Origin of the sequence: Streptomyces sp. CC0208, assembly GCF_003443735.1 — a bacterium.
Classification (GTDB): Bacteria; Actinomycetota; Actinomycetes; order Streptomycetales; family Streptomycetaceae; genus Streptomyces; species Streptomyces sviceus.
This window is the reverse complement of sequence record NZ_CP031969.1, coordinates 3,922,989-3,939,881: the sequence shown is the minus strand read 5'-3', so window position 1 is coordinate 3,939,881 and position 16,893 is coordinate 3,922,989. Positions and strand designations below refer to the sequence as shown.

17 protein-coding genes are annotated in these 16,893 nt (G+C 72.0%); 6 read left to right on the top strand and 11 right to left on the bottom strand.

Annotated elements, in window-relative coordinates; translation table 11 throughout:
• Positions 1–40: 40 nt before the first annotated feature.
• From D1369_RS17930 to D1369_RS17905, 6 genes are all read right to left on the bottom strand, one after another.
• Positions 41–526, bottom strand: a complete 486-nt coding sequence (locus D1369_RS17930) for a DUF3180 domain-containing protein (protein WP_007383745.1) — start codon at positions 524–526, stop codon at positions 41–43.
• A gap of 68 nt (positions 527–594) precedes the next feature.
• Positions 595–1,206: a 2-amino-4-hydroxy-6-hydroxymethyldihydropteridine diphosphokinase gene (gene folK / locus D1369_RS17925; RefSeq protein ID WP_007383746.1), complete on the bottom strand. Its 612-nt coding sequence runs from the start codon at positions 1,204–1,206 to the stop codon at positions 595–597.
• Positions 1,203–1,562, bottom strand: coding sequence for a dihydroneopterin aldolase (gene folB, locus D1369_RS17920; protein ID WP_037900983.1), 360 nt, complete (start codon positions 1,560–1,562; stop codon positions 1,203–1,205). The genes folK and folB overlap by 4 nt, the downstream gene beginning before the upstream one ends.
• Positions 1,563–1,798: 236 nt before the next feature.
• Positions 1,799–2,302, bottom strand: coding sequence for a nuclear transport factor 2 family protein (locus D1369_RS17915; RefSeq protein WP_007383748.1), 504 nt, complete (start codon positions 2,300–2,302; stop codon positions 1,799–1,801).
• A complete protein-coding gene (folP, locus tag D1369_RS17910) occupies positions 2,299–3,204 on the bottom strand; it encodes a dihydropteroate synthase (RefSeq protein ID WP_007383749.1) in 906 nt (301 codons plus the stop codon). Before folP ends, D1369_RS17915 begins: the two co-directional genes overlap by 4 nt.
• Before the next feature lie 108 nt (positions 3,205–3,312).
• Positions 3,313–5,124: a phosphatidylglycerol lysyltransferase domain-containing protein gene (locus D1369_RS17905; RefSeq protein WP_007383750.1), complete on the bottom strand. Its 1,812-nt coding sequence runs from the start codon at positions 5,122–5,124 to the stop codon at positions 3,313–3,315.
• 176 nt (positions 5,125–5,300) lie between these two features.
• Here D1369_RS17905 and D1369_RS17900 point away from each other — a divergent pair, with 176 nt between their 5' ends.
• Together D1369_RS17900 and D1369_RS17895 are read left to right on the top strand one after the other, a co-directional pair.
• Positions 5,301–6,428 carry an alpha/beta hydrolase-fold protein gene (locus D1369_RS17900; RefSeq protein ID WP_007383751.1) on the top strand — a complete coding sequence of 376 codons (1,128 nt, stop codon included), beginning with the start codon at positions 5,301–5,303 and terminating at the stop codon, positions 6,426–6,428.
• 155 nt (positions 6,429–6,583) lie between these two features.
• Entirely contained in the window at positions 6,584–7,840 is a 1,257-nt protein-coding gene (locus tag D1369_RS17895) for a hypothetical protein (RefSeq protein ID WP_162951019.1), read from the top strand.
• Between the two features lie 39 nt (positions 7,841–7,879).
• Here D1369_RS17895 and D1369_RS17890 read toward each other — a convergent pair whose 3' ends face one another.
• Positions 7,880–9,223 carry a PH domain-containing protein gene (locus D1369_RS17890; RefSeq protein WP_007383753.1) on the bottom strand — a complete coding sequence of 448 codons (1,344 nt, stop codon included), beginning with the start codon at positions 9,221–9,223 and terminating at the stop codon, positions 7,880–7,882.
• The gene (locus D1369_RS17885; protein WP_007383754.1) at positions 9,220–9,723 is read right to left on the bottom strand and encodes a PH domain-containing protein; all 504 of its coding nucleotides are present in this window, start codon (positions 9,721–9,723) and stop codon (positions 9,220–9,222) included. The genes D1369_RS17890 and D1369_RS17885 overlap by 4 nt, the downstream gene beginning before the upstream one ends.
• A 31-nt stretch (positions 9,724–9,754) precedes the next feature.
• Here D1369_RS17885 and D1369_RS17880 point away from each other — a divergent pair, with 31 nt between their 5' ends.
• Entirely contained in the window at positions 9,755–10,906 is a 1,152-nt protein-coding gene (locus tag D1369_RS17880; RefSeq protein ID WP_007383755.1) for an NADH-quinone oxidoreductase subunit D, read from the top strand.
• Here the strand turns inward: D1369_RS17880 and D1369_RS17875 are convergent.
• Complete coding sequence (locus tag D1369_RS17875; protein ID WP_007383756.1) at positions 10,871–11,914, bottom strand: SAM-dependent methyltransferase; 1,044 nt, start codon at positions 11,912–11,914, stop codon at positions 10,871–10,873. The two genes, D1369_RS17880 and D1369_RS17875, sit on opposite strands and share 36 nt — an antisense overlap.
• A 118-nt stretch (positions 11,915–12,032) precedes the next feature.
• Between D1369_RS17875 and D1369_RS17870 the strand changes: the two genes are divergently transcribed.
• Positions 12,033–13,235, top strand: a complete 1,203-nt coding sequence (locus D1369_RS17870) for a sensor histidine kinase (RefSeq protein ID WP_007383757.1) — start codon at positions 12,033–12,035, stop codon at positions 13,233–13,235.
• 81 nt (positions 13,236–13,316) lie between these two features.
• A complete protein-coding gene (locus D1369_RS17865) occupies positions 13,317–13,988 on the top strand; it encodes a response regulator transcription factor (protein WP_007383758.1) in 672 nt (223 codons plus the stop codon).
• Positions 13,989–14,097: 109 nt separating this feature from the next.
• Here D1369_RS17865 and D1369_RS17860 read toward each other — a convergent pair whose 3' ends face one another.
• The gene (locus tag D1369_RS17860; protein ID WP_007383759.1) at positions 14,098–15,204 is read right to left on the bottom strand and encodes a DUF5937 family protein; all 1,107 of its coding nucleotides are present in this window, start codon (positions 15,202–15,204) and stop codon (positions 14,098–14,100) included.
• 99 nt (positions 15,205–15,303) lie between these two features.
• Here D1369_RS17860 and D1369_RS17855 point away from each other — a divergent pair, with 99 nt between their 5' ends.
• Complete coding sequence (locus D1369_RS17855) at positions 15,304–15,519, top strand: hypothetical protein (RefSeq protein ID WP_007383760.1); 216 nt, start codon at positions 15,304–15,306, stop codon at positions 15,517–15,519.
• Between the two features lie 3 nt (positions 15,520–15,522).
• On the opposite strand, the gene D1369_RS17850 is transcribed toward D1369_RS17855, so the two are convergent.
• Complete coding sequence (locus D1369_RS17850) at positions 15,523–16,761, bottom strand: beta-eliminating lyase-related protein (protein WP_007383761.1); 1,239 nt, start codon at positions 16,759–16,761, stop codon at positions 15,523–15,525.
• Positions 16,762–16,893 lie beyond the last annotated feature (132 nt).

Below are 16,893 nucleotides of genomic sequence, written 5' to 3'. Positions count from 1 at the left end.
CTGCGCTTCTTCACATCCCTGTCCTCCGCGCCGCCGCCCGTCACGCCGTCGACGTAGCCCCCGTGTTCCGGTCGTCGTCCTCCGGCAGTTTGCACACCCGCTCCAGGAAGATCGCCGCCGCTATCACCGCGATGCCCGCGAGGACCGAGAAGCCGGCGTAGATGGCCTGGTCGCGGCGGGCGGGGATGTCGAGGGACTCCAGGAGGAGGACGCCGGTGCCGCCGTACATGCCGGAGACGAGCGCGGCGACCAGGGCGCTGGCCTGACCGAAGACGACCGCGCGGGCCGCCATCAGGGGGTCGACGCCCTTCGCCTCGGGGACGCGCTCGCGCTGGGCCTTGAGACGGGCGCGCAGGGAGAGCGCCGTGGCCACGAGAACCACGGCGATCAGGGCGAGGACGATGGGGGCCGCCAGCGGGACGCTGGGCAGGGTCCCGATCGAGTTCCACAGGCGGGCGCCCGCCCAGGACAGGATCCCGGACACGGCGAAGACGCCTGCCAGCAGCCTGATGCGCAGCTCTCTCACGGTGCCCCTTCAGCTCCCCCGAGGTCCTTGGGCGTTCCCACGGACTGTGGTCGTCTTGACCTTAACGGCTATTCGGGCAGCCGGAGTTCCAGGTCCTTGCGAGCTTCCACGCCGTTTCGCGTGACCGTGTCGAGGAGGGCTGCGACCGGGCCGCGGCCGGGCAGCTGGGCCTCGGGGTCCACGTCGTGCCAGGGGACGAGCACGAACGCGCGCTCGTGGGCACGGGGGTGGGGCAGGGTGAGGACCGGATCGTCGGAGACCACGTCGGCGTACGCGACGATGTCGACGTCGAGGGTGCGCGGGCCCCAGCGCTCGTCCCGCACCCGGTTGAAGGCCTCCTCTACCGCGTGGGCCCGCTCCAGCAGGGAGGACGGGGGGAGCGTGGTCTTCAGCACCACGACCGCGTTGAAGTACGAGGGCTGGCTGTCGGCGGCCACGCCCCACGGCTCCGTCTCGTAGACCGGGGAGACGGCCTTGACGCGGACGCCGGGCGTGTCCTCCAGGGCGTCGATGGCCCCCTGGAGGGTCTCCAAGCGGTTGCCGAGGTTGGAACCGAGGGAGAGCACGGCGCGCTTCGGGTTGTGCAGGGTGGCGTCGGCGGCGTCCACCTGCTGCACGACGGAGGCGGGCACCGGCTGTACGGTCGGGTCGCTGTGACCCGCGGCGAAGGACGCGGTCATACTCGGCTCCGGGTGATGGTGACGGTCACGTCGTCGAAGGGCACGGTGATCGGCGCGTCGGGTTTGTGGACCCTGACCTCGACCTCCTCTACCCGCTCGTGCTTCAGACAGGCCTGGGCGATGCGTTCGGCGAGCGTCTCGATGAGGTCGACGGGCTCGCCCTGGACGACGGCCACGACCTCCTCCGCCACGATGCCGTAGTGCACGGTCTTCGTCAGGTCGTCGTCGGCGGCGGCCGGCCGGGTGTCCAGCCCGAGGACGAGGTCCACGACGAAGGTCTGGCCCTCCTCGCGCTCCTCCGGGAACACACCGTGGTGCCCGCGGGCCTTCAGGCCGCGCAGCGCGACACGATCCACGCGAATCACTCCTGCAATCGTCGGTGACGGCCGGTCCGTACCGCGTGCGGGCGGTACCCCGGCCTCGAACGAATCTACCTGCGAGCACTGACAGGACCGGGCCACGGGGGCGCGGCCGCTGCCCGGGCCCGGAGGGTTCACCGGGTGTTTCCCCTGGGGAACCCGGCGGCTCACGGGTTGGTAGCCGCCCATACCCAGGGGTTCGTGATTCCAACCACTTCTTGGTCCCGACGGGTTCAGGAAGGCGTTTCCTCGTCCTCTTCCTCGCCGTTCTCGGCCAGCACCGGGGAAGCGTGGTGGGACCACAGCTTCCAGCCCTCGGGGGTGCGGCGGAACACGTTCGTGGCGACCACCAGCTGGCCGACGAGCGGGCCGAGCTCCTCGCCGCCCTCGGGCGCCGGGCCGCCGCTGAGGATGTTCTCGGTGCAGGTCACCAGGGCGGTGTCACCGGTGACGGAGACGTGCACGTCCGTGAGGAAGAACTGGATGTAGTCAGTGTTCGCCATGATCAGCGCGTACGACCTCAGGACCTCGCCGCGTCCGGTCAGCACGGGCCAGCCGGGGTGCACGCAGGAGACCACGCCGACGTCAGCCGGGTCGTGGTAGGTCTCGTCGACGCCCAGGTCGGCGGGGGTGAGCCAGAACGAGGACAGCTCCTCGAAGTCGCCGCGCTCCAGCGCCTCGTAGAAGGCCGTGTTGGCGGCTTCCACCTGTTCCACGTCGGTGTGGGGGGCGCTCACCGGGATCCTTCCGCGCCGTTGTCCGCGGTGCTCGCGCCGTCGGTGCGCGCTCCTTCCACGGCGCGGGCGACCCGTACCGCGTCGGCCGTGGCGCGCACCTCGTGCACGCGCACCGCCCACGCGCCGGCTTGCGCCGCGAGCGCGGAGACGGCGGCCGTGGCGGCGTCGCGCTCGCGCGCGGGCGGCGGGGCACCCTCGGGCCCGGCGAGGACACGGCCCAGGAACCGCTTGCGGGAAGCGGCGACGAGCAGGGGGTGGCCGAGGCCGAGAAGGCGGTCGAGGTGGGCGAGGAGGACCAGGTCGTGCTCGGCGTCCTTGGAGAAGCCGAGACCCGGGTCGACGACCAGACGGTCGGGGGAGATGCCGCCCGCGAGGACGGCGTCCACACGCGCGTGGAGCTCGTCGAGGACCTCGGCGACGACGTCGTCGTAGACGCCCCTGACGTTGCCGCCCTCCAGGAAGCCCCGCCAGTGCATGACGACGAAGGGGGCGCCCGCGTCGGCGACGACCGGGATCATCGCCGGGTCGGCGAGGCCGCCGCTGACGTCGTTGACGAGGGACGCGCCGGCGGCGAGGGCCTGTTCGGCGACGGAGGCGCGCATGGTGTCGACGGAGACCGTGACGCCCTCGGACACGAGGCCGCGGACGACGGGGACCACGCGCCGAAGCTCCTCGGCCTCGTCGACGCGGGTGGCGCCGGGGCGGGTGGACTCGCCGCCGACGTCGACGAGGTCGGCGCCCTCCTCGACGAGGGCGAGGCCGTGCTTGACGGCGGCCGTCGTGTCGAACCAGCGGCCGCCGTCGGAGAAGGAGTCGGGCGTGACGTTCACGACCCCCATGACCGCGCAGCGGTCCCATTCCGGAAGGCCGGCGACGCGCCCGCGTCCGCTCTGCTTGCTCATGCGTTCAGCCTAGGCCCCGCGCGGAGCCGCAGGACCGCGCGGCCCGGACGGAAGCCCCGGGCTGGAGGAGGGGTGGGCTTCCGTCCGGGCCAGTCCCGGAGCGAGCGGTCACGCCGCTCTCACGTCGCGCTCTCCGACCGCGTGGGCACACACGCGTGCGCTGTGCGAGCGGCGGCGCAGGAAGCGCGGCAGCGGGAGGGCCAGATTGACGAAGCCCTCCGCCTGCATCGCGGCGAAGCCGATGCGCGGGAGATCGCCGGAGGCCCGGTACACGACGAAGCGGGGCTCCCAGCGGGGCTGGAACTTCGCGTTGAACTTGTACAGGGACTCGATCTGGAACCAGCGGGACAGGAACACCAGCAGGCCCCGCCAGGCGCGCAGCACCGGCCCTGCGCCGATCTTCTCGCCGCGCGCGAGGGCCGAGCGGAACATCGCGAAGTTCAGCGACACGCGCGTGATGCCGAACTTGGGGGCCGCCTGGAGGGCGGCGACGATCAGCAGTTCGTTCATGCCGGGGTCGGCGGAGCGGTCCCGTCGCATGAGGTCGAGGGAGGCGCCGTCGGTGCCCCACGGCACGAAGTGCAGGATCGCCTTGAGGTCGCCGTACGGGCCGGGCTGGTCGTCGGCCTTGTGGGCGGTGGCGATGAGGCAGTCGCCGTCGGCGAGGTCGCCGATGCGGCCCAGGGCCATCGAGAAACCGCGCTCGGTGTCCGTGCCGCGCCAGTCGTCGGCGGCCTGCCGCACGCGTGCCAGCTCCGTCTCCCCGAGGTCACGGACGCGCCGTACGCGGGTCTCGTAACCGGCCCGCTCGATGCGCTTGACCATCTGGCGGACATTGCGCATCGCGCGGCCGGCGAGCGAGAAATCCGCGACGTCCACCACCGCCTCGTCGCCCAGTTCGAGCGCGTCCAGGCCGGTCTCACGGGTCCAGACCTCGCCGCCGGTCTCCGAGCAGCCCATGACGGCGGGCGTCCAGGAGTGCGCCTTGGCCTCGTCCATGAAGCGCTCGATGGCGCCCGGCCAGGCCTCCACGTCGCCGATCGGGTCGCCACTGGCGAGCATCACACCGGAGACGACCCGGTAGGTCACCGCCGCCTTGCCGCTGGGGGAGAAGACGACGGCCTTGTCGCGGCGCAGCGCGAAGTGGCCGAGCGAGTCGCGGCCGCCGTGCTTGGCGAGGAGCGCCCTGAGACGGGACTCGTCCTCCTCGGTGAGATGCGCGGCGGGGTGCTCGGGACGGAAGGCGAGGTAGATCGTCGTGATCGCCGTGAGCAGGCCCAGGGCGCCCAGGGAGACGCCGACGGTCCACGAGGTGTCGCCCTGGTAGTCGACCGGGCCCTCGAAGCCGAAGAGGCCGTACAGGACGTGCGTGAGGCGATCGGCCAGGCTCGGGTCGCCGACCAGGCGGTTCGGGTGGACGCTGACGATGATCAGCCCGAGGACGAGGGAACCGGCGCTCATGAGGACGAAGTTGGCGAGCGCGCGCCAGCGGCTGCGCGGGTCGGGCAGTGCCCTGAACTGGTCGCGGTGGCGCAGCAGCGGCGCGAGCAGGGCGAGCGAGATGGCGGCTCCGACGAGTGAGTGGCGGTAGGTGAACTGCGCCAGCGCGCCCGCCGGCAGCAGTGCCACGGCCGCCCGCCAGGCCCGGCGCTTGTGGCGTTTGAGGCCGTGGGCGAGCAGCAGCAACAGCACGCCGGTGCTGAGCGAGAGCGCGGCCGCGAACGGGCCGAGCGCGCCGGGCAGCACCTCGGCCATGGTGTGCATACGGCTGTGCCTGAAGCGTGGGAAGACGCCGGCGGCGATGTCCAGAAGCCCTACGAGCGCGCAGGCTCTGGCGACGAGGACGGGGACGGCCTCGGGGCGTGGGCCGTGCAGTGCACGCCGCAGCCGTGTTGATCGGATCGGAACCCCGCCCGACATTTCCTCATCTGTCCTGACAGACATCGCATCCCGTGGTTCTGCGAGTGACTTTGGATCCGGAGTGCCCCGATTCGGGCATCCGGCGACATTGCGCCCTCTAGGACGGTGTCTCGTGAGGAGAGGTTCACTCACCTCCTCAAAGCCGTTTCAAAGGCCGAGGAAAGCGAAAGCAAGCAATGGGTCTCACGAGCAACAACACGCTGGTGCCGGCGGTCCTGGCCGCCGTAGCGCTCTTCGCCGGCACGGTGTGGCTCTGGCCACGGCTGGCGCGCCGTGGCTGGCGGTCCGTCAGCGGCCGTATCGGGCTGTTGCTCGCGACGCAGCTCCTGATCTTCGTGTCGGTGGGACTCGTCGCCAACCAGGCCTTCGGCTTCTACGCCTCCTGGGCCGACCTGTTCGGCCGGGAGAACGACCAGGGCGTGGTGGTCGACCACACCCCGGGCGACCGGTCGAGCGGGCCCCTGAGGGTGACCGAGATCGGGGGCGTGCCCGGAAGGAGCGGCTTTCGGCCGTCGTCGGTCGGGCAGGTCCAGAAGGTCGACATCATCGGCCCCACGTCGCACATCGCGAGTCCCGCGTACGTCTATCTCCCGCCGGAGTATTTCCAGGAGCGCTATCGCACGCGTACCTTCCCCGCGTCCGTCGTGCTCACCGGTTATCCGGGCACCGCGAGAGCGCTGGTGGACAAACTCCACTATCCGCGCACGGCTCTGCAACTCACCAAGGACGGCCGTATGCGGCCGATGATCCTGGTGATGCTGCGGCCGACGGTGGCGCCGCCGCGCGACACCGAGTGCGCGGACGTTCCGGACGGTCCGCAGACCGAGACGTTCTTCGCGAAGGACCTTCCGGAAGCGGTGACCGCGCACTACAGGGTGGGCAGGGAACGGGGGAGCTGGGGGATCATCGGGGACTCCACGGGTGGTTACTGCGCACTGAAGCTCGCCATGCACCATCCCCAGGTCTACGCGGCGGGGGCGGGCCTGTCCCCGTACTACAAAGCCCCCGTCGACGCCACCACGGGCGATCTCTTCCAGGGCGACAAGAAGCTGCGCAACCGCGCGAACCTGTGGTGGTGCCTCAAGCACCTGCCCGCGCCGGACACCTCACTGCTCGTCACCAGCAGCAAGGTGGGCGAGAAGAACTACAAGGACACCTTGAAGTTCATAGAGCGGGTGAAGGCGACGGAAACGACACGGATCTCGTCGATCATCCTCGAAAGCGGCGGGCACAACTTCAACACCTGGCGGCGGGAGATCCCGGCGACCCTGGAGTGGGTCAGTGGGCGGCTGAGCGGCCGATGAGCGACCGGTGCGTGATCGGTGCGTGATCGAGGAGTGATCAATAGGCCGAATTCGGCGGCCGTTGCGATTCCTGATGTCATGTGAAGGCCGCGGGATGGCTGTGTTTTTACGGGGCGGGGCACCAAGGTTCGCCTACTCGCGGTAAGTTTCTGGCCATGCCACGTGGACGTCACCGCCATTCCCCGCCTTTGCACAGGCTGCTGCCGCCGTCGGCGATCGCAGGCGTCTCCCTCGTCTGCGCCTTCGGCCCCTGGGTGTTCTCCCAACAGGCCGTGCTGCGCGTGATAGCCGCGTTCGCCGCGGCGGTCGCGGTCGTCGGGGCGGCCGTCATGCGCCGTTGGGACGCGCAGGCGGGCAAGCAGGTCGCCGACCTCACGCGCGCGCGGGCGAGCGACGAGTGGCGGCACGAGGAGCGGGTCGCCGAACTCGAGACCGACCTCGAGGAGTCGCGGGAGCTGCGCGTCAAGCTGGAGCAGCGGCTGCGGGCGAAGCGCGCGGAACTGGCGGGCCTGCGCAACGAACACGCGGCGCTGCTGCGGCGGTACGCCACGGCGGAGACCGAGCGGGCGAGCGCCCTGGAGGGCCGCCGGCTGCTGGAGATAGAAGCCGCCCCGGCGCGTGCGCTGCCGTCGGCCGAGCCGGCCGACGGGCAGCCCGTGGCGGTGGCTGCCGAGGACGGGCCCGAGACCGAGGCCGAGGCGGGGACCGAGGCGCCGGGGAAGGCCGAGGACGCGAAGACTTCTGAGGGCACGGGGACTTCTGAGGACACGGAGGAGAAGCCGGAGCGGCCCGCGATCTTCTCCCCGGAGGGGTCCCGGCTGTTCCTGCGGGCGAACGCGGCGCTGAAGCGGCTCGACGAGGACGGCGGCGACGGGCCCGTCAAGACGCGGGCGAAGGTCGATCCCAAGACCGGTCCCAAGGCCGAGGCCGACTCCGAGAAGCAGCCGTCGAACACCGGTCCCGCCGCGGCGGACACCGCCGGTACCGACGCGGAGGCCGCGCAGGAGGACGAGGCGCGGGGGAAGCCCGAGGCGGTCGACGGGCATGAGCGCGCGGCCGCCACCACCACGGCGAGAGCCGCCCAGCCGCAGCAGCCCGCCGGGCACTTCATCGCGCCGACCGCGGTGGCGGTCGTGCCCACGGCTCCCGTGCGACGCCCGCGGGTCGAGGGCGGGTTCGACTTCTTCGGCACGAAGGCGGGGGCCTCGAAGGACGCGCTGGAGGCCGTGCAGAACGAGGACCTCGCCGATGTCGTCGGCCAGGAGGCCCTCGCCCTGCACAAGGCCGAGTCGGAGTCGGAGTTCAAGCCGGCCGACGAGGAGTCGCGGGGCATCGGCCAGGTCATCGACCTGACGGCCCACGACGAGACGGAACAGATCGACCTGCAGGGGCTGCGCAGCGCCGTGTCCTGACGGACGCGCGGGTCGCGCGAAGGCCCCGACGGGGCACGGTCAGACCATCCAGCGGTCGGGCCGTGCCCCTTTCCGTCCCGTCCGCGACCTCTCCGCCTGCGCCCCGAGCAGCTCCGCGGCCTCCTGAGCGTCCCTCAGGCGGGCCGTGACGGTCTTGTTCGCTCCCGTGTCCACATGAACATCGGCGACCCGCCACAGCCGCTCCCAGGGCCCCTGCGTGAGCCGGACGCTCTGGACCTTCGCGTGCGGGACGAGCGCCAGGCGCCGGCGCAGCAGCCCCGTCCGCGAGGCGAACACCGCGTCGGTGACGGCGAGTCCGTGGCCGCGCCACCACAGGGGCAGGCACCGCCGGGCCCGCCGCGGAGGCCGTGGCAGCGCCGAGAGCGGCGGCACGGTCACTCCGGGCAGCACGCGCGCGACGACCGCCTCGGCGACCTCGCGCGGCGCGACCGGCACCAGCACGGAGTTGGACGACCCGGCCACGTCCAGCTCGACGCGCACCCAGCCGCGCCGCCGCCACAGCAGCGGCTCCACGATCCGTACGGTCTGCACCCGCCCCGGCGGCACCGTCTCGTGGGTGCGGTCCAGGAGGCCGTGGTCGATGCGCAGCCCGTCCGGGGACTCGCCCACCGTCCAGTCGTACTCGGTGACGAACCGGCCCACGCTGCTCGCCCCCGCCGCGCCGAGCAGCGGTACGGCGGTCGCGAGGACCGTCCACAGGCTGTGGGTGGCCCACCACAGCAGTGGCGGTACGACGAGGGCGGAGACCAGCGCGCCCCAGGTGGCGCCCGTCAGCACCAGGGAGAGTGCGAGATCGCGTGGAGGCGTGCGCATCAGCTCGCGCGCCGGTGCCTCGCCGACCTCGTGCGCGGTCTCGGGGGCGAACCCGGCGGCGCGCGCGAGGAGTTCCGCGCGCAGGGCCCGCGCCTCGCGCTCCCCGAGGAAGGCCAGTTCGTCTTTCTTGTCGGTGCCGACGACGTCCAGCCGGAGCTTCGCGACACCGGCCACGCGCGCGAGGAGCGGCTGGGTGACGTCGATCGCCTGGATCCGCTCCAGCCGGATGTGCGCGGTGCGCCGGAACAACAGGCCGGTGCGGATGCGCAGTTCGGTGTCGGTCACCGCGAAGTGGGTGAACCACCAGGTGAGAAAGCCGTACAGGGCGGCGGCCGGGACGATGACGGCGAGGGCGATCAGCAAGGTGGTGGTCGTCAGCCGGGTCAGCTGGCGCTGTGCCTGGTCGGGGTCGTGCACGGCCCACCCGATGACGACGGCGACCGGAGCCCACGCCCGCCTGAGCGGCGTTATGGGATGCAGCCGCCGCTCGGCGACGGGCTCCTGCTCCCGCTTCTCGTGTACGGCGTCGTCGACGCCCGGCGTCGTCACAGGCCCGCCGATCGGGCCTCGCCGAGCTCGGTGAGCCGGTCGCGCAGCCGCTCCGCCTCGGCCGGGTCGAGACCCGGGATGGTGGCGTCGGTCGCCGCGGCGGCGGTGTGCAGCTGCACGCTGGCCAGCCCGAAGTGCCGCTCCACGGGTCCGGAGGTGACCTCCACCAGCTGCATGCGGCCGTACGGCACGACGGTCTCCTCGCGCCACAGCACACCCCGGCTGATCAGCAGGTCGTCGGCGCGCTCGGCGTAGCGCCAGGAGCGCCAGTTGCGGCCGAGCACCACCCAGCCCCAGCCGGCGAGGGCGAGCGGCAGCAGCGCGAACGCCGCCCACACCGGCCGGCACAACAGCCCGAGCAGCAGCCCCAGGGCCACCGCGAGCAGTCCCAGCCACACCACCAGCAACAGCCGCCGCATCCGCAGCAGCCCCCGCGGCAGCCCGGTCCATACCGGTTCGTCGCCCGCGACCTCTGTGTTCTGCCCGCTCCCCGTCTCCATGGGGCCAGCGTACGTAGGAGAGACTGTGTCCATGACTCCTACGACGGAGACCACGGTCGGCATCGGTGGCGCCGCGGAGAGCACCGACATGGTGCTCAACATCGGACCGCAGCACCCGTCCACCCATGGCGTGCTGCGCCTGAGGCTGGTCCTGGACGGCGAGCGCATCATGAGCGCGGAGCCGGTGATCGGCTACATGCACCGCGGCGCGGAGAAGCTGTTCGAGGCGCGCGACTACCGCCAGATCATCATGCTCGCCAACCGCCACGACTGGCTGTCGGCCTTCTCCAACGAGCTGGGCGTGGTCCTCGCCGTGGAGCGGATGCTCGGCATGGAGGTCCCCACGCGCGCGGTGTGGACGCGCACGCTGCTCGCCGAGCTCAACCGGGTGCTGAACCACCTGATGTTCCTGGGCTCGTATCCGCTGGAGCTCGGCGGCATCACCCCGGTCTTCTACGCGTTCCGGGAGCGGGAGGTCCTCCAGAACGTCATGGAGGAGGTCTCCGGCGGCCGGATGCACTACATGTTCAACCGGGTCGGCGGCCTCAAGGAGGACCTGCCGGCTGGCTGGAGCACACGCGCGCGTGCGGCCGTCTCCGCCGTGCGCTCGCGCATGGACCGCTTCGACGACCTGGTGCTCGGCAACGAGATCTTCCGGGGGCGCACCAGGGACGTGGGCGTCCTCGCCCCGGAGACCGTCCACGCGTACGGCGTCAGCGGGCCCGTCGCGCGCGCCTCGGGCGTCGACTTCGACCTGCGCCGCGACGAGCCGTACCTCGCCTACGGGGAACTCCAGGACACCCTGAAGGTGGTGACCCGGGACGAGGGCGACTGCCTGGCCCGCTTCGAGGTCCTCCTGGAGCAGACCCACAACGCCCTCGACCTCGCCGACGCCTGCCTGGACCGGCTCGCGGAACTCGAACCCGGGCCGATCAACCAGCGCCTGCCCAAGGTGCTCAAGGCGCCCGAGGGCCACACGTACGCGTGGACCGAGAACCCGCTCGGCATCAACGGCTACTACCTCGTCAGCAAGGGCGAGAAGACCCCGTACCGGCTGAAGCTGCGCTCGGCCTCCTACAACAACATCCAGGCGCTGGTCGAGCTGCTGCCGGGCACGCTGGTCGCGGACATGGTGGCGATCCTGGGCTCACTGTTCTTCGTGGTCGGGGACATCGACAAGTAGGCCGTCGACGAATAGGCCGTCGACAAGTAGGCCGTCGACGCCGACGGGCTGGATCAGCCAGCCGAAGTCGCCGAGGCCGCCCGCCGCGGTGAGTTCGGCGGCCTGCCCGGCGCGCGCGAGGGCGCGTACGTACTCAGCGGGTTGCGTGGAGGCCAGTGAAAGCGGGGGGCGTGCGCCCTCGATGCCCAGGGCGCGCAGGGCATCGCGTTGTGTCAGTACGCGCCCTCCGGGGAGCGCGCACGCGTCCAGCGCCACATGGGCCGTGAGGTCGCACGAGCCGTCCGGCACGGGTGCGCTCTCGCGCCCCTCACGGAAGCCGGTGAGCGTCCCGAACAGGGGGCGCGAGGACGCCGTGTGCGCGTAGTCGACGGCCACCGCGAGCCCCCGGCCGACCGTCGCCACCGCCGACGCCCACGCCTCGTCCCGGGGCAGGCCGATCTCGGCCCGCAGCCCTTCCTCGGCCGGCAGCGGCCACCACCGGTCCAGCCACTCGGCCTCCGCGCCGGCGACCGGTTCCCCGAGGCGTTCGCGGCCGTCACGCCGTACGAGAACCCGTCGCGGCAGGCCCGAGGAGTCCGTCTCGGCGATCTCCACGGGCACGTTGTCCAGCCATTCGTTGGCGAACAGCAGCCCGGTGATGTCCTTCGGCGGCTCGGACAGCCACTCGATCCGGTGATCGAGAGCGGCAGGGCGGTCGGCGACCTCGACGGCGTACACGCGCGTGCGGGCGTTCACCTCCGCGGGCAGCGCGGCGAGAACGCCGCCCGCCAACTCGCCCCGCCCCGCGGCCATGTCGACGAAGTCGAGCCGGGCCGGCCGGTCCAGCGCCTCGTCGAGGCGGCACAGCAGCCGGGCCACGGCCTCGGCGAACAACGGGGAGGCGTGCACGGACGTACGGAAGTGTCCGGCGGGCCCCTCCGGCCTGCGGTAGAAGCCGTCCGGGCCGTAGAGGGCGGCCTCGGTTGCCGCCCGCCAGCCGGTCCAGCCGTCGGTCGTGTCATTGGTCACGCCGTCAGGCTAGGCGCCCAGGGGAACAGGGCCTCCACCTTGGGGAGTACGCGCGGGCGGTACGGATCGGTCCTCCGGTTGACCCCTGCACGCATCACGCTTCCCTACGCTGGGTTACGTGCAGCGCCTCTATGACTTCCTCCGCAGGCACCCGACAGGGGTGGACGTCTTCTGGGCCGTCTTCCTGTTCGGGGTCTCGCTCGCCAGCGAAACCGCCCGTGGGGAGTCCCGGGGGACCGAGTCCTCGTTGGCGATCGTTCCGATCGTCCTGCTGCTGTGCCTGGTGGTCGCGCTGCGCAGGCGCATGCCGGAGCGGATGCTGCTGCTGGCCGTCGGGCTCGGTGTGGCGCAGCTCGCGCTGGACGTGGAGACCACGAGCGCGGACTTCGCCTTCCTGGTGATCGTCTACACGGTGGCCGCCACGGGCGCCCGCTGGGCCTCCCGGCTGGCGCTGACGATCGGCCTGTGCGCCGCCCCCGTCGCGCAGCTGCGCTGGCCCAACGAGCACTCCGGCGTGCTGGGCAACGTCGCGATCGTGATCTTCCAGACGGTGCCGTTCGCCCTGGCCTGGGTGCTCGGCGACTCGATCCGCACCCGCCGCGCCTACTTCGCGCAGCTGGAGGAGCGCAACGCCCGCCTGGAGAAGGAGCGCGAGGCACAGGCCAAGGTCGCCGTCGCCGCCGAGCGCGCCCGGATCGCCCGCGAGCTGCACGACGTCGTCGCGCACAACGTGTCCGTCATGGTCGTCCAGGCCGACGGCGCCGCCTATGTCCTCGACGCCGCTCCCGACCAGGCCAAGAAGGCCCTGGAGACCATCTCCTCCACCGGCCGCCAGGCCCTCGCCGAGATGCGCCGCCTGCTGGGCGTGCTGCGCACCGGCGAGCACCAGGAGGGCGGCGAGTACGTGCCGCAGCCCGATGTCGAGCAGATCGAGGACCTCGTCGAGCAGTGCCGGGGCTCCGGGCTCCCCGTCGACTTCAAGATCGAGGGCACCCCGCGCCCGCTGCCCAGCGGTGTCGAGCTCACCGCGTACCGCATCGTGCAGGAGGCGCTGACCAACACGCGCAAGCACGGCGGGCCCAACGCGGGCGCGAGCGTGCGCCTGGTCTACTTCGACGACGGCCTCGGCCTGCTCGTCGAGGACGACGGCAAGGGCGCCCCGCACGAGCTGTACGAGGAAGGCGGCGCCGACGGCGCGGGCCACGGCCTGATCGGCATGCGCGAGCGGGTCGGCATGGTCGGCGGCACCCTGGACGCGGGCCCCCGCCCCGGCGGAGGATTCCGCATCAGCGCGCTGCTCCCGCTCAAACCAGCGCATTGACACCGACGCGCGCCCCCTGTTGACACCTGTCACGCCCCCTGACGACATGCCGTACGACCCCGAGGAAACGGAAGAGGCCCGATGACGATCCGCGTGATGCTCGTCGACGACCAGGTGCTGCTGCGCACCGGGTTCCGGATGGTGCTGGCGGCCCAGCCGGACATGGAGGTCGTCGCGGAGGCGGGGGACGGTGTGGAGGCCCTCCAGGTGCTGCGCTCGACCGCCGTGGACGTCGTCCTGATGGACGTCCGCATGCCGAAGCTCGACGGTGTGGAGACCACCCGCCGCATCTGCTCGGAGCCCGACCCGCCGAAGGTGCTGATCCTGACCACCTTCGACCTCGACGAGTACGCCTTCTCCGGGCTGAAGGCGGGCGCCTCCGGCTTCATGCTCAAGGACGTGCCTCCCGGCGAGCTGCTCACCGCGATCCGCTCGGTGCACAGCGGTGACGCCGTGGTCGCCCCCTCGACGACCCGGCGCCTGCTCGACCGGTTCGCGCCCATGCTGCCCACCACCGGCAAGGAGCCCCAGCACAAGGAGCTGGAGCGGCTCACCGGCCGCGAGCGCGAGGTCATGGTGCTGGTCGCCCAGGGGTTGTCCAACGGTGAGATCGCGGCCCGGCTGGTGCTGTCCGAGGCGACCGTGAAGACCCATGTCGGCCGCATCCTGACCAAGCTGGGCCTCCGGGACCGGGTGCAGGTGGTGGTCCTCGCCTACGAGACGGGGCTGGTGCGCGCGGGCGGGCAGGGCTGAGAGACGGCCCGGCCGGACGCGGTCCGGACGGATGCGGTCCGGACGGACACGGCTCGGACGGACACGGCTCGGGAACCCACGGCCCGGGCAGACACCGTCCGGGCTCGGGCTACCGCAATATCCCTTCCAGGAAGTCGCTGCCGAGCCGCGCCACCACGGTGACGTCCAGCTGGTGCAGGACGTACCGGCCGCGGCGGCGGGTGGTGACCAGGCCCGCCTTCTTGAGGACGCTCAGGTGCCGGGATATCTCCGGGGCGGTCATGCCGTGCACCTGGGCCAGCTCGCTGGTCGTGTAGGCGCTGCGGGCCAGGTGCCGGCACAGGCGCATCCGGACGGGATGGGACAGCGCGGTCAGCCGCAGGGTCAGCTGTTCGACCGAGGGCGGGGAGGCGAGCTCGGGGGAGCCGACCGGGTAGTGCAGGGCGGGCTGCCAGCCGTGCCGGTGCAGGACGCTCAGGTGCGGCCAGCCCAGGCTCGTGGGGATCAGCAGCAGACCGCCGTCCGCCGTGGCGCTGTGTCCGATGCCCAGCTTGTCGACCGTGATGTGGCCCGCGTGCTCGTCGAGCGTGACCGCCGGCGACACCGCGGTCAGCGCCTCCGCGAGGCCCTTGCGGCGCAGCAGGTCCGTCTTGTGGCGGGCGTCCGCCGCGAGTTGGTGGCGCAGCCGCGACCAGGTGTCCGCGAAGAACGCCTCGTCGCAGTCCGCCACGAACTGCCGGAACCAGGCGCGGATCCGGGGCGGGTCGGCCAGCAGCCGCTCGGCGAACCGCACCTGGCGCGGTCCGCGCGAGGCGGCCAGCTCCAGGGCACGCCGGTGCAGCGCGCTGTCGGAGAGCACGCTCGGGCCGTGCGAGGAGTACGGCAGCGCACAGGTGAACTCCAGGGCCGCGTCTACGAACTGCTCGTCCGTCAGCTTGTCGAGCAGGTCCAGGTCCTCGGCGATGCAGGTGCCGGGGAGGGTGGCCCGGCCGGCGACCCCGGCGAACGGCATGAACAGGTCCGAGAACGTCGTCCGCCACAGGAAGTCCGCCTCGCACATCCGGTCGGCCAGATGCGGGTCGAGCCGCGCGGTCACACCCGTCACCCAGGCCTGGAGTCCCGGATGGTGCCCCGGTTCGGCCAGCGCGTGCAGCGCCATGCCGAGCTCGGCCAGGGGCGAGGGCACGACGGCGACCCTCTCCGGCCGCAGCCCCGCGATGTCGATGCGCACGCTCATGACCTCATGGTGCACCCCGCCACTGACAACGCCGTCCACGATTGACGGTGGCCGTCAATCGACGCGACGCGGCCGCCGCCAGCGGCTCAGCCTGGAGTCATGAGCATCACCCAGCAGTACCTCCTCGACACCTACCGTGCCCGGCAGTTCGGTACCCCCGCTCCGCCCGCGCCCGGCACCCACGACGTACGGGTCGTGCGCGAACTGCGCGAGTACCGGCGGTTCCGGGCGGTCCTGGCGGAGCGGCCCGCCCGGGCGCGGCTGAGGCACGCGCTGCGCCGTCGGCTGCACGGGCAGGCCCGCCCGAGCCGCTGATCCCTAGGCGGCGACCTCCCGCAGCCGGGCGACGAAATCGACCGCCGCCGCCTTCACGTCGGCCGCCGTCCACTCCAGGGCGGCGGCACGGACGTTGACCTCGGTCATGGACAGGCCAGGGCCCTTCTCGTCCCAGGGGGAGATGAACAGGGCCGTCTTCGTCTCCTCCGACTGCCGGATCGCCGCCTCGGAGAGCTCGTCGACGCCGTACGGCAGCCAGACCTGGAAGTCGAAGGTGTGCGGCACCTCGGGGTGGACCCGCGCCCACGGCACCCCGGCCTGCGCGAACCCCTCGCGCAGTGCGGCGGCCACCACGCGCGCGTGGGTCACGTACTCGGGCAGCCTGGGCAGTTCGTGTTCCAGTCCGGCGAGGGCCGACAGGGCGGTGGGGAACTGCTGGAAGACCGCGCCTCCGTAGCGGTGCCGCCAGGTCCTCGCCTCCTCGATCAGGCTCTTCGGGCCGGCGAGCGCGGCACCCCCGAAGGCTTGGAGGGACTTGTAGAACGACACGTAGACGCTGTCCGCGAGGTCCGCGATCTCGGCCAGGGGGCGGCCGAAGTGGACGGTGGTCTCCCACAGGCGTGCCCCGTCGAAGTGCACCACCGCGTCCCGCTCGCGTGCCGCCTCCACGACCTCGGTGAGCTCCTCCCAGGTGGGCAGCAGAAAGCCGGCGTCCCTCAGGGGCAGTTCCAGCATCAGCGCCCCGAAGGGCTCCTCGAAGTGGCGTATCTCGTCGGCCGTGGGCTGTCGCGGTTCGCTCGTCACATGGACCGGGCGCAGACCGGAGACCTGTTGGAAGGCGTCGCGTTCGTGCACCTCGGGGTGGGCCAGGGGGTGCAGGGCGACGGTGGGGTCGCCGGTGCGGCCCGCCCAGCAGCGCAGTGCCACCTGCTGGGCCATCGTGCCGGTCGGGAAGAACGCGGCGGCCTCCTTGCCGAGGAGACCCGCGACCTTCTCCTCCAGAGCAGCGACGACGCCGTTGCCGTAGAGGTCGGACGGCTCGTCCAGGTCGTAGAAGGTGTGCGCCCCGTCGAGCAGAGCCAGGCGCTCGCGGAGGGGCGCGTACAGTCCGAGACGCGCCAGTGTGCGCTCCGCGCTCCGGTAGGCGCCGATGCGCCGTGCGCGGCGGCGCAGGAGCCGGTCCTCCTCCGTGAGGTGTTCCGACGGCGCCTCCTCCGTGACCTGCTCCGGCCGTACCTGGTCCGCCGCCTGCCCGGCCCCGTGCTCCTGTTTGTCACTCATGCGCGGATCATCTCCTGCGCCCCCGAACCCGGGCACGCCGATTTCCGCACGCGCGGCCCACGGAAACCCACAGCCTGTGGACAACCGGACGCCCCCCGAACCGATCGCGTTAACATGACGAGAAATCGTCCG